General features: G+C 63.7%; 12 protein-coding genes. 6 read left to right on the forward strand and 6 right to left on the reverse strand.

All coding sequences use genetic code 11. The features are described from left to right. Positions 1–15: 15 nt before the first annotated feature. From BM408_RS00950 to BM408_RS00965, 4 genes are all read right to left on the reverse strand, one after another. Positions 16–1029, reverse strand: a complete 1014-nt coding sequence (locus tag BM408_RS00950; RefSeq protein ID WP_092126024.1) for an aliphatic sulfonate ABC transporter substrate-binding protein — start codon at positions 1027–1029, stop codon at positions 16–18. A gap of 39 nt (positions 1030–1068) precedes the next feature. Further along, positions 1069–2115 (reverse strand): sulfonate ABC transporter substrate-binding protein, encoded by a 1047-nt coding sequence (locus BM408_RS00955; RefSeq protein ID WP_092126026.1) that lies wholly within the window; start codon positions 2113–2115, stop codon positions 1069–1071. 137 nt (positions 2116–2252) lie between these two features. Further along, positions 2253–2855 carry an NADPH-dependent FMN reductase gene (gene ssuE / locus BM408_RS00960; protein ID WP_092126028.1) on the reverse strand — a complete coding sequence of 201 codons (603 nt, stop codon included), beginning with the start codon at positions 2853–2855 and terminating at the stop codon, positions 2253–2255. A gap of 143 nt (positions 2856–2998) precedes the next feature. Continuing rightward, the gene (locus BM408_RS00965) at positions 2999–4039 is read right to left on the reverse strand and encodes a sulfate ABC transporter substrate-binding protein (RefSeq protein ID WP_092126030.1); all 1041 of its coding nucleotides are present in this window, start codon (positions 4037–4039) and stop codon (positions 2999–3001) included. A gap of 153 nt (positions 4040–4192) precedes the next feature. Here BM408_RS00965 and BM408_RS00970 point away from each other — a divergent pair, with 153 nt between their 5' ends. Next, positions 4193–4474 (forward strand): oxidative damage protection protein, encoded by a 282-nt coding sequence (locus tag BM408_RS00970; RefSeq protein ID WP_092126032.1) that lies wholly within the window; start codon positions 4193–4195, stop codon positions 4472–4474. Positions 4475–4483: 9 nt separating this feature from the next. Further along, positions 4484–6376: a bifunctional tRNA (5-methylaminomethyl-2-thiouridine)(34)-methyltransferase MnmC2/FAD-dependent 5-carboxymethylaminomethyl-2-thiouridine(34) oxidoreductase MnmC1 gene (gene mnmC, locus BM408_RS00975; RefSeq protein ID WP_092126034.1), complete on the forward strand. Its 1893-nt coding sequence runs from the start codon at positions 4484–4486 to the stop codon at positions 6374–6376. A gap of 95 nt (positions 6377–6471) precedes the next feature. Here the strand turns inward: mnmC and BM408_RS00980 are convergent, their stop codons facing one another. Both BM408_RS00980 and BM408_RS00985 read right to left on the reverse strand, forming a co-directional pair. Beyond that, entirely contained in the window at positions 6472–7320 is an 849-nt protein-coding gene (locus BM408_RS00980) for a response regulator (RefSeq protein WP_092126036.1), read from the reverse strand. A gap of 68 nt (positions 7321–7388) precedes the next feature. Then, positions 7389–8609, reverse strand: a complete 1221-nt coding sequence (locus tag BM408_RS00985) for an ABC transporter substrate-binding protein (protein WP_092127212.1) — start codon at positions 8607–8609, stop codon at positions 7389–7391. A gap of 256 nt (positions 8610–8865) precedes the next feature. On the opposite strand from BM408_RS00985, the gene BM408_RS00990 reads away from it, so the two are divergent. From BM408_RS00990 to BM408_RS01005, 4 genes are read left to right on the forward strand one after another with little or no spacing between them, the layout of a single operon-like run. Then, complete coding sequence (locus BM408_RS00990; protein ID WP_092126038.1) at positions 8866–9657, forward strand: sulfite exporter TauE/SafE family protein; 792 nt, start codon at positions 8866–8868, stop codon at positions 9655–9657. A 58-nt stretch (positions 9658–9715) separates the two neighbouring features. Further along, positions 9716–11527, forward strand: a complete 1812-nt coding sequence (locus BM408_RS00995) for a nitrite/sulfite reductase (protein ID WP_092126039.1) — start codon at positions 9716–9718, stop codon at positions 11525–11527. Between the two features lie 18 nt (positions 11528–11545). Then, complete coding sequence (locus BM408_RS01000; protein WP_092126041.1) at positions 11546–11941, forward strand: DUF934 domain-containing protein; 396 nt, start codon at positions 11546–11548, stop codon at positions 11939–11941. Positions 11942–11946: 5 nt separating this feature from the next. Then, entirely contained in the window at positions 11947–12567 is a 621-nt protein-coding gene (locus BM408_RS01005) for a phosphoadenosine phosphosulfate reductase domain-containing protein (protein WP_092126043.1), read from the forward strand. The last annotated feature ends 37 nt before the right edge of the window (positions 12568–12604 follow it).

The raw sequence follows: 12604 nt of genomic DNA on the forward strand, positions 1-12604 counted from the left end.
GGCTCTGCGCCGCGCTTATTTGCGGGCTACTTGTGTGGCTTCGGGCCGCCACACGATGTCGGCGACTTTCACCGCTCGCGGGATCAGGCCCAGGCGCAGGAAGGCATCGGCCACGCGCTGCTGGTCTGCGATGGCGGTGGCGTTGAGCGGCCCGACAGGCGACACCGGGCGGCGCTGGATAAAGAGGCTCACAACACCGGCGTCCAGGCCGCTGAAGTCGGATACCAGCTTGATGGCCTGCCTGCGGTCGCTTTGCACCAGCGCGTCGGCGCGGGTCAACTCTTCAAACAGCGCCGCCAGCGTTTGCCCATGCTGGGTGGCAAAGGGACGCGAGGCCAGGTAGAAGGAGTTGTTGCTCGACAAATCGCGCCCGGTGGCCAGCACGCGTGGCTTGATGGCGAGTTCGATGGCGGCGTAGAACGGGTCCCAGATGGCCCAGGCATCGACGCTCTTGCGCTCAAAGGCGGCACGCGCATCGGCAGGCGCCAGGTAGATGGGCTGAATGTCGTCCCACTTCAGGCCGGCCTTGTCGACCGCGCGCACCAGCAGGTAGTGCGCGCTGGAGCCTTTTTGCAGCGCGATCTTTTTGCCTTTGAGTTCCGCCAGGCTGCGTATGGGCGAATCGCCCAGCACCAGGATGGCCGAGCTGTCGGGCTTGGGCGGCTCGACGCCGACGTAAACCAGGTCTTTGCCGGCGGCCTGTGCAAACACGGGCGGTGAGTCGCCGGTGAGGCCGAATTCAAGGCTGCCCACGGCAAGCGCTTCGAGCAGCTGCGGCCCGGCCGGAAATTCAGCCCAGACGATTTTGGTGTTGGGAAAGCGCTTTTCGAGCACGCTCTTTTGCTTGAGCACAACGAGGTTGACGGCGGACTTCTGGTAGCCGATGCGCAATTGCTCAGGCGCTTTTTCTGTCTTGCCTGTGGCTTGCTGGGCCTTTACACCCTGCAGGCCCAGGCCCCACAGCGAGGCCGTGGTGGCGATGATCTGCAGGAAGCGGCGTCGCAACTGAAGCGGTGTGATGGTGTTCATGATGTGGTTCCTTGGCGTTGATGAGGGCGCTCAGAACGGTCAAGGAGCCGGTTTGTAGGCGGCTTCGCTGACGGCAATGGCCTTGGGAATCAGCTTCAGTTCAAAAAAGGTGTCGGCCAGTTTTTGCTGGTCGGCGATCACGCTGGCCGGCACAGGCTTGACGTTGAATTCATAGCGCTTGAGGCTGAGCTCGACCACGTCGACCGGCAGGCTTTGCAGCGGCGCGATCAGCTCGGCGGCCTTCTTGATATTGGCCTTGAGCCAGACGCCCCGCTCCACCGAGTCGTCAAACAGGGCCTGGATCACTTTGGGGTTCTTGTTCACGAAGTTGCGCTCGGCCAGGTAGTACTGGTAGTTGTTGACCACGCCCTTGCCGTCGGCCAGCACACGGGCGCCAATGGCTTTTTCAGCGGCGGCGGTGAACGGGTCCCAGATCACCCAGGCGTCGACGTTTTTGCTTTCAAAGGCGGCACGCGCATCGGCCGGGGCCAGGTAGACGACCTGGATGTCGCTGAGTTTGAGATTGTTTTTCTCAAGCAGCTTGACCAGCAGGTAGTGAACGTTGCTGCCCTTGTTGAGCACGACTTTTTTACCTTTGAGCTCCGCCACGGATTTGATGGTGGAGTCTTTGGGCACCAGGATGGCTTCAGCCTCCGGCGCTGCCGGGTCGTAGCCGATGTAGGCGAACTTGGCGCCGGCGGCCTGCGCAAAGATGGGCGGCGCCTCACCCACATAACCCACATCGACAGAGCCGAGGTTCAGGCCTTCGAGCAGTTGCGGGCCTGCTGGAAACTCCACCCATTTCACGGTGGCGTTGAGTGGCTGCAGGCGCTTTTCCAGGGTGCCCTGGGCTTTTTGCAGCACAAAGAGGCTGGCGGCCTTCTGGTAGCCGATGCGCAGTTCAACTTTTTCCTGGGCATGGGCGACGGGCAGCGTCAGCAAGGTGATGAGGCCGGCCAGCAGGCCGACCAGCACCAGGCTCAGGATGAGGTCGAACCAGATGCGCGCCTTTGATGGTGGCCGCTCTGGAATGCCGGATGAAAAACTCGGCTCGGTGTTCGATGCGTAATCGGAAGCGATGGTCATGGTCATGTCCTTGTTCGGTGGTCTTCCGGGTGGCTGCGCCGTAATGGGCAAAGCCTCTCCCCGGCCGCCTGCGAGGCGGTTTCAAAATCTGCGTTTGGGGTCAGGGTCCGGGCTGCACGGCAGCCCGGGGCGCGGTGTTAAACGCTACATCGCACGCGGGAGAAATGCACAGGCTCAAAGCCCGTCGTCGGAGGAGGCAGGCGAAAACTTTCGGCCAGCAGTGTGAGCACTGCGTCATCAAGACGCACGGTGATCTCGGGGCCGACTTCATAACGTTTGTCGGCAGCCTGCGGCACTTGTGAATCGGTGGCGTAGACACCCGGCAGGATGTGACGGGCGGCCAGCGCCTGCAGCACAGGGCGCAAGGCGTAATCCAGCGCCAGCATGTGATGCGGGCTGCCGCCGGTGGCCAGTGGCAGCACGGTCTTTTCTTTGAGCGCGCTTTGCGGCAGCAAATCGAGCAGCACCTTGAGCAGGCCGCTGTAGGCCGCCTTGTAGACCGGCGTGGCCACTACGATGGCTTTCGCCCGCGCGATCTGGTCAATCGCCTTGACGATGGCCGGGTGCCCCCATTCAGCCAGCAGCAGCGGCTGCGCCGGCAGCTCGCGGATATTCAGGCGGTCGACCACCAGGCCGCCCCGCAGGGCCAGCCTGTGGCTGATCGAATCGAGCAGCGCCGACGAGCGCGACTGCTCGGACGGGCTGCCGGCAATCAATAAAACGGATTGTTGCGCGGACATTTTCTAGAGTTCCCTGATGTGTCTTGGATAACCAAGCGCGGTGTGACAGCTCTCTGATCCCAGTGCCGGCGCGGAACCGGCTTAGCCGGGCCGCAGCGGGCGCCCCCTGGGGGGAGGCGGCCAAAGGCCGCTTCGGGGGGGTGTTATTTCTTGGTGTAGATTTGGTCGAAGGAGCCGCCGTCGGCGAAGTGTTCCTTGTCAGCCTTGGTCCAGCCGCCGAAGGCCTGGTCGATGGTGAACAGGTTCAGCTTGGGGAACTGCTTGGCGTACTTGGCAATCGCTTTTTGCGAGACGGCCGGGCGGTAGAAGTTTTTGCCGGCAATGTCCTGGCCTTCTTCGGAGTAGAGGTACTTCAGGTATTCCTCGGAGATCGCGCGGGTGCCCTTTTTATCTACGTTCTTGTCGACCACGGCGACGGCGGGCTCGGCCAGAATGCTCAACGAAGGCGCGACCACGTCAAACTTGGCGCCGAATTCCTTTTCGAGCAAATACGCTTCGTTTTCCCAGGCGATCAGCACGTCACCCTGGGCGCGCTGCGCAAAGGTAATGGTGGAGCCGCGGGCGCCGGTGTCCAGCACCGAGACATTGCCGTACAGCTTGGCGACAAACTCTTTGGCCTTGGCGTCGCTGCCGTACTTGCGTTTGGCGAATTCCCAGGCGGCCAGGTAGTTCCAGCGGGCGCCGCCCGAGGTCTTGGGGTTGGGTGTGATCACATTGATGCCGGGTTTGACCAGATCATCCCAGTCCTTGATGCCCTTGGGGTTGCCCTGGCGCACGGCCAGCACGATGGTCGAGGTGTAGGGAGACGAGTTGTGCGGCAGCTTCTTTTGCCAGTCGGCCGAAAGCCAGCCGCCGTTTTTGACCAGCGCGTCGGTGTCGCCGGCCAGTGCGAGCGTGGCCACATCGGCGTCCAGCCCGTCAATGATGGAGCGGGCCTGTTTGCCGGAGCCGCCGTGCGACTGCTTGATGGTCACGTCCTGGCCGGTCTTGGCTTTCCAGTATTTGGCAAAGGCGGCGTTGTATTCCACATAGAGCTCGCGGGTCGGGTCATAAGACACGTTGAGCAAAGTGACGGGCGGCTGCTGGGCTTGGGCCGTCAGCAGTGACCCTGCCAGCGTCAAACCCAAACCCAGGGCGGCGGCCATGCGGGTGGAAACATTGATAAAGTTGCGGCGTGAAGTCATGGTTGCTCTCTTTTCCAGGAAAAATGCGTGTAAATGCGGACAAAATGGATTCTGGAAGCAGCCTTAGAAAACTGGAACGAATAAAAACTCAGTTCTTTATTCTGTAAACATCCTTAGACCCTTTAGACCCCCCGATACAGAAAGAACCCCGCCATGGCACGCCTCGTCAATTGCATCAAGCTCGGTAAAGAAGCCGAAGGCCTGGACTTTCCGCCCTACCCCGGCCCGCTGGGCAAGCGCCTGTGGGAGCAAGTCAGCAAGGAAGCCTGGGCTGAGTGGATGAAGCAGCAAACCATGCTGGTCAATGAAAACCGGCTGAACCTGGCCGACGCCCGCGCTCGCCAGTACCTGGCCCGCCAGATGGAAAAGCACTTCTTCGGCGACGGTGCCGACGCTGTTCAGGGCTACGTTCCTCCCACGACCCCCACGCCTTGACCTGACGGCATGCCCGAGCGCATCGAGTGGCTGGACGACGGCACCGCCGGCGGCAGCCCCTTCAGCCCGCGCTTTGGCGACCGCTACCGCAGCGAGCTGGGTGGGCTCGACCAGGCGCGTGAAGTCTTTCTTAAAGGCTGCGGCCTGCCCGAGGCCTGGAGCGGCCAGCCGCAATGGACGGTGCTGGAAACCGGCTTCGGCCTGGGCCTGAATTTTCTGGTGACCTGGGCCGCCTGGAAGGCCGACCCGCAGCGCCCCCGCCTGCTGCATTTCGTCTCGACCGAAGCTTTTCCGGCCAGCGCGGCAGATGTGCTGCGCGGCGCCCAGACGCATCCTGAACTGATTCCCTTCGCCGAAGAGCTGCAGCGCCAGTTGTGGGGCCTGCTGCCGGGCTTTCACCGCCTGGTGTTTGAGGGCGGGCAGGTTTTGCTGACCCTCTGCATAGGCGACACCAAGGCCGTGCTGCGAGAGCAGTCGTTTGAGGCCGATTCGGTGTACCTGGACGGCTTCAGCCCGCAGCGCAACCCGGACATCTGGGACTTGCACACCTTCAAGGCTGTAGCGCGCTGCTGCCGGCGCGGCACGCGCATCGCCACCTGGACGATCGCCCGTAGCGTGCGCGACGCGCTGGCGCAATGCGGTTTTGTGGTGAACAAGGTGCCGGGCATACCGCCCAAGCGCGACAACCTGCAGGGCGAGTTCAACCCGGCCTGGGAGCCCAAACGAGCGCAGTTGCCACCCGCGCGCCGCGCGCCTTCAAGCTGCGTGGTGATTGGCGCGGGCCTGGCCGGTGCGGCCGTGGCGGCCAGCCTGGCGCGCCGCGGCTGGCAAGTGACGGTGCTGGATGCTGGTGAGGCGCCTGCGGCGGGTGCGTCCGGCCTGCCCGCCGGCCTGCTGGCACCCCACGTCTCGCCTGACGACAACGTCTTGTCGCGCCTGTCTCGCGGCGGTATCCGGGCCACGCTGCAGCAAGCCGAAGCCCTGCTGCAGCCCGGCAGCGACTGGGCGCCCACGGGCGTGCTGGAGCATTGTGTGGAGCACCCGCGCAAGCTGCCTGACACCTGGCACAGCGATTGGGCCGATGCGGCCGCCGACTGGTCACGGCCGGCCAGCGCCGTGCAACTGGCGCAATGCAGCCTGCCGCCTGAAGCGCCTGCGCTGTGGCATGCGCGGTCGGGCTGGATCAGACCGGCCGGCCTGGTCAATGCCTGGCTGGCCACGCCGGGCGTGCAATGGCGCGGCCGGTGCGCGGCCAGCAAGCTGGAGCGCGCAACCGGCGGGTGGCGGGTGCTGGACGCAGAGGGCCGCGAACTGGCCACGGCTGAGCTGGTGGTGCTGGCGGCAGGCTATGGCAGCCGCGCGCTGGCCACCAGCGCTGATCGCGGCACAGACCTGGCCTTGCAAGCCATTCGCGGCCAGGTGACCTGGGGCCCGCATGAGCCGGGCTTGGCCGATGCGCTGCCGCCCTTCCCCGTGAACGGCCTTGGCAGCCTGGCGCCTGCGGTGCCCGCGCCTGGCGGGGGCACGGCCTGGCTGACGGGAGCCAGCTTTGAAAGGGACAATCCGCAGCCCGAGATACGCGCCGGCGATAACCGGCACAACCTGGAGAGGCTGCAAACATTGCTGCCGCAGGCGGCCGGCGTGCTGCTTGAAAAGTTTGAAACAGGCCAGATCCAGGCCTGGGCCGGTGTGCGCTGCGCCACGCCAAGCCGGTTGCCCGCGCTGGGAACGATCGGCACAACGGAGCATGGCTTGTGGGTGTGCAGCGGGATGGGTTCGCGCGGCCTGACGTTTGCGGCGCTGTGCGGTGAGTTGCTGGCCGCCCGGCTGCACGCCGAGCCGTTGCCCGTTGAGCAGCGCCTGGCCGATGCGCTAAAGCCGCAAACGGTTGCCGGAATTTAGGCCCAAACAGGTTCCCCAGCCATTAGGGGTGGGCATAAGCAGCTACTAAATCAATAGCAGAGCAACCGAGCGCAGATGCCCGGTTAAGGCTGGGCTCAGCCCGCGTTGACGCTGCGCAAGAGCCGCTTGAGCTTTCCGGGATGCAGGGGCTTGCGCAGGCTGCCGCGCGCGCCGGCAAACCAGCCGCGTATCGCATCGGCTGGTGACAGCTTGCTCCCCGTCAGGATCAGGAACTCAGGGGCCGGACGCACCGCCCCGATCCGCTTGAGCATTTCCCGGTGTTCGATGTCGGGCATCTCCATGTCGAGTATCACCAGCTTGTAGGGCTGCGCCTGCATCAGCTTGAGCGCTTCGACGCCGGTGGCCGCTTCGTCGACTTGCGTCAGGCGGGCCATGGCCAGCCGGGCGCGCAGATAGAGGCGCGCGCCCAGGTCGCTCTCGACCACCAGCACGCGCGCTTGCTCGGCCTCGGGCGGCAGGGTATCAAGCGGCGATGGTGCGGTGGGCGCCTCGGCGTCCACATCAAGGTCCAGATCCAGCAGCGCCGTTGATTCGGACAGCAGATCCAGGTCAAGATCGACATCTCCCGCTGCGGCGCCCAATACCGCCCGCGCCAGCAGCTTGTCCATGCCCTCGACCACGGCGGCCCACTGCAGGGGGCGCCTGAACACCAAAATAGCCCTGTCGGGGGCGTTGCTGCCTATCCAGATGAGTTTGAGGTGGTCGTGGGCGGGGTTGGCCAGCTCCAGCGCCGCCTCCCAGCTGTCGCCGTCGATGAGGGCGATGTCGGCGTCTTCGGGCGCTGAAGGCGTCCAGAGCGCATAGGCGGTCGGCTGGGTTTCGGAAAGGCGGAATACCGTGTTCAGGGTGTGACGCTCCGCGTCATCGAACCCAAACACTTTTACAAAAATCCGCTTGACAGCCTCGCCACCCGTATTCGTCATTTGGGCACGATTATGCGGGGATTCCGCATGCCCATTCCAACGAAATCCCTGCCTGCGTTGTCAAAAGGTCACTTCATGGCCTCTGCCGGCCGCCGGGCCTTGACATAAGCGTCGCCAGGCAAATAGGCCTTGCCGTCGGCATAACGCCACTGCACCATCGTGCCCTTGTTGCCGCGCAGGTCCAGCTTGCCGACATAGGCGCCCATGGTGGACTGGTGGTCGATGGCGCGGAACTCGGCCGGACCGAAGGGCGTGGAGAACTTCAGGCCGCGCAATGCCAACACCAGCTTTTCGTTGTCGGTGGAGTTGGCTTTCTTGATCGCGGCAAAAATCGCCTGCATGGTCGCGTAACCCACCACAGAGCCGACCTTGGGGTATTCGCTGAAGCGGCGGTAGTAGTTGGCGGCAAAGCTGGCGTGCTCGCGCGAGTCGATCTGGTCCCAGGGGTAGCCGGTGACGATCCAGCCCTTGGGTGTTTCGTCTTTGAGCACGTCGAGGTATTCAGGCTCGCCCGAGAGCAGCGACACCACAGGCACCCTGGGGAAAATGCCGCGCTGGTTGCCTTCACGCACCAGCTTGGCCAGGTCGGCGCCGAAGGTCACGTTGAAGATGGCATCGGGTTTGGTTTGCATGATGGCCTGCAGCGTCGTGCCGGCTTCGAGCTTGCCGAGGGCGGGCCATTGCTCGCCGACAAACTCCACGTCGGGGCGCTTGGCCTTGAGCAGCTCCTTGAAGGCCGCCGCGGCGCTGGTGCCGTATTCGTAGTTGGGTGCAATCACGGCCCAGCGTTTGGCGGGCATCTTGGCGGCTTCTTCCACCAGCATGGCGGCCTGCATATAGGTGCCGGGGCGCAGGCGGAAGGTATAGCGGTTGCCTTTGTCCCAGATCAGGGCGTCGGTCAGCGGCTCGCTGGCGATGAACACCCTTTTGTTCTTCTGGGCATGGTCGGCCAGGGCCAGACCGACATTGGACAAAAACCCGCCGGCCAGGACATCGACCTTCTCTTTGGAGGTCAGCTCAATGGCGTGACGCAAGGCTTCTTCAGGCTTGCCGGCGTCGTCGCGCGCGATGACTTCGACCTTGCGGCCCAGCAAGCCGCCGGCGACATTGATCTCTTCAACCGCCAGCTGCCAGCCCTGGCGGTAAGGCTGGGTGAACTGGGGAATCGTTGAATAGCTGTTGATTTCGCCGATCTTGATGGGGGCCTTTGCGCCCCCCTGCGCCAGCGCCAGACCTGCCGCGGATGCAAGCAACAAACCGCCCAGCAGGGCAGATTTCGTAAATTTCACGATTTTCTCCAGAAAGTAAGCGATTCGGTCCACCGGGCTGACAAGCACTCAGTGCGTCAGGCGGGAAAAGCAGGGACTGTACCAGCGCATTGTGAATACGGGGGGGATGTTATGGCTAATGGGCAACCAGCTTAAACAGACTTGACCTCAAATCCTCTGGAAACCCGCATGAATTCTCGCGAATAAGCTTATCCGGATAACGGTGGAACAAATGTGTAGTTTGTTTTTATAAGCAGCACATTTACATTTTCCGGCTATGCATGACTTTGCCTTTGTATTTGCCGGGTTTGCTGTCGGCCTGGTGGTGGGACTGACCGGCGTGGGCGGCGGCTCGCTGACGACGCCGCTGCTGATCTTCTTTTTCGGCGTCAAACCGCACCTCGCCATCGGTACGGACCTGCTCTTTGCGGCCTTCACCAAAATGGGCGGCACCGTCAGCCTGGCGCGCGCCCGGGTGGTTGACTGGAAGATCGTCGGGCAAACGGCCGCAGGCAGCATTCCGGCGGCCCTGGCTACTCTCTATATGTTGCAACGCATGGGGCCCGCCAACCCGGGCACTCAGGCCATCATGACCACCACGCTGGGCCTGGCGCTGCTGTTGACGGCCGGCGCCACGCTCTACAAGGTGCTGCGCGGCAAGGATGCCCCCACCACCATCGCGCCTGAACAGATCAGCCAGGCCACGCGCGCGCGCCACTGGGCGCTGCCGGTGTTGTTTGGCGCGGTCATCGGCACGCTGGTCACGCTGACGTCCGTCGGTGCGGGCGCCATCGGCGTGATCGTGCTGATGCTGCTCTACCCCACCCTGCCGCTGCCGCGCATCGTGGCGGCCGACATTGCCCACGCCGTGCCGCTGACGCTGGTGGCGGGCTTGGGCCACGCGTCCATCGGTTCGGTCGACTGGCCTTTGCTGGTCAAGCTGCTGGCAGGCTCGCTGCCCGGCATCTGGCTGGGTTCGCACCTGGTGCACAAAACCCCTGACCGCGTGATCCGTTCGCTTTTGTCCGTGCTGCTGGCCTATGCCGGCGTGAAACTAATTTCGATCTAAGCCGATCTGAACCCGCTCCCTTTATAAAAATCCCCACGAAGTTTGAGTCCCGACAGCCATGTACCAATACACAGAATTTGACCGAGAGTTTGTCAAAGCCCGCGCCAACCAATACCGTGACCAGCTGACCCGCTGGCAGGCCGGCCAGTTGCCGGAAGATGAGTTCCGCCCACTGCGCCTGCAAAACGGCTGGTATGTGCAGCGCTACGCGCCCATGCTGCGCGTGGCCGTGCCTTATGGCGAGCTCTCCAGCGCGCAAGTGCGCGTGCTGGCCAAAATCGCCCGTGAATACGACCAGCCCAATGCCGCGCTGTTCCATGAGGCGCAGGCCAAACAAGACAAGCTCGGCCCCGTCAATCTGAAAAATGGCCTGTCGGTCAGCTCCAAGCTGACCACCGGCTACGCCCACTTCACGACGCGCCAGAACGTCCAGTACAACTGGATTCCGCTCGACAAATCTGCCGAAGTGATGGACCTGCTGGCAAGTGTCAGCATGCACGGCATCCAGACCAGCGGCAACTGCATCCGCAACATCACCAGCGACGAGCGCGCCGGCATCGCCGTCGACGAGATTGCCGACCCGCGCCCCTTTGGCGAAATCCTGCGCCAGTGGAGCACGCTGCACCCCGAGTTCGCCTTCCTGCCCCGCAAGTTCAAGATCGCCATCAGCGGCGCCCGCGAAGACCGCGCCGCCACAGCCTGGCACGACGTCGGCCTGCACCTGATCCGCAACGCCGAGGGCGAGCTGGGCTTCAAGGTGCTGGTGGGTGGCGGCATGGGCCGCACGCCGGTGATCGGCACCGTGATCCGCGAGTTCCTGCCCTGGAACCAGATCATGAATTTCCTGGAAGCCGTGGTGCGCGTTTACAACCGCTACGGACGCCGCGACAACATCTACAAGGCCCGCATCAAGATTCTGGTGAAGGCCGAAGGCCAGCGCTATATCGACGATGTCGAAGCCGAGTACAAGCAAATCATTGAACACGACGGCGCGCCGCACACCATCACCCAGGCCGAGCTGGACCGGGTGACGGCGTCTTTCGTGCCGCCCACACTCAATTGCGACCGCAAGAGCGCGGACGTCAAGATCGCCAACATCCTGCGCGCCGCCGCCGAAGACGATGTGGAGTTCGGCCGCTGGCTGCAACGCAATGTGGCACCACACCAGAACCCCGACCTGCGCGCCGTGACCCTGTCGTTCAAGCGCCTGGGCCAGGCGCCCGGCGACGCCACCGCCGACCAGCTCGACATTGCCGCCGACCTGGCCGACCAGTTCAGCGCCGGTGAAGTGCGTGTGACGCACGACCAGAACCTGCTGCTGCCCTGGGTGCGTTGCGACGAACTGCCTGAGCTCTGGCGCGCCGCCCGCAAGGCCGGTTTTGCCAAGCCCAACATTCATCTGCTGACGGACATGATCGCCTGCCCCGGCGGCGACTTCTGCTCGCTGGCCAATGCGCGCTCCATCCCGATCGCCGAGGCGATTACCGAGCGCTACCAGGACATGGACGAGTTGCATGACCTGGGAGAGATCGACCTGCACATCAGCGGCTGCATCAACTCCTGCGGCCATCACCACAGCGGCCACATCGGCATCCTGGGCGTCGACAAGGACGGCCTGGAGTGGTACCAGGTGTCGCTGGGCGGCTCCGACGGCTCCACGCTGAGCGGCGCTTCAGTGCCCGGCAAAGTGGTGGGCCCGTCGTTTACAGGCGCCGAAGTGCCTGAAGTCATTGAAGCCGTGCTTGAAACCTACCGCCAGCTGCGCGAAGACGGCGAGACCTTCATCGCCACCTTCCGCCGCGTCGGCATCGAGCCGTACAAAGCCGCCGCCAAGGCTGCGCGCTTTGCCCCCAACACCGTCGCGCACTGAACACTGAAAGGAATCACCATGAAATTACTGCCTTTCAGCGAACAAAGCGGCGCCGACCAAGCCGGCACCCTGGTGCTGGCAAACGATGCCGATCCCTTCGAAGTCACGCTTGACGGCGTGTCGCGCATCGACCTGCACTTCCCGAAGTTCACCGACGGCCGTGCTTATAGCCAGGCTTTTTTGCTGCGCCGCCGCCGCGAATTCAAGGGTGAAATCCGCGCCACCGGCGACGTGCTGGTGGACCAGCTGGCCCAGATGGAGCGCAGCGGTTTTGATACCGCCGTGCTGCGTGCCGACCAGGATCTGGCCGTTGCCCAGCGTGTGCTGAGCAGCTACCCGGGCTATGCAGCGGGCAAATACCAGGGCGACGCGGTAGACGTGCAACCCCATTTCAAGGAAGCGGCTGCCGCCTGAACACCATGAGCCTCGACCTTGCAAAAATCAACGCAGAACTCGGCCACAACGCACAGGGCCTGGTGAGCTGGGCCGTGGGACTGGGCCGGCCCGCCATCGTCACCACCAATTTCCGACCCTTCGAGGCAGTGATATTGCACATGGTGACGCGCGCCAATCCCGGCGTTCCCGTGGTCTGGATGGACAACGGCTACAACACCGAGGCCACCTACCGCTTCGCCGACGAAGTGACAAAGCTGCTCAAGCTGGACCTGCATATTTACCTGCCGCGGCGCTCCCGCGCGCACCGCGAGGCCGTGGAAGGCCCGACCCCGGCGCTGGACGATCCGCGCCATGCGGCCTTCACTGAAGAAGTCAAACTCGAGCCGTTTGCCCGCGCCCTGCGTGAAACCGCGCCCCAGGTCTGGTTCACGGCCTTGCGGGCCACCGACACTGCGGTGCGCGCCCAGATGGACCCGGTCAGCGTCAACCCCGACGGCCTGATCAAAGTCGCGCCGCTGCTGCACTGGTCGTCCAAAGACCTGTACCAGTACTGCGAAATCAACGGCCTGCCCAACAACTTCGACTATGTGGACCCTACCAAGGGCGAAGACAACCGCGAATGCGGCCTGCACCTTGCGCACTGACGGCCCTCCCCCATTGCTTGCCTTGCCCCACCACGCT

It is taken from the genome of Polaromonas sp. YR568 (genome assembly GCF_900116715.1).
Taxonomy (GTDB): domain Bacteria; phylum Pseudomonadota; class Gammaproteobacteria; order Burkholderiales; family Burkholderiaceae_C; genus Polaromonas.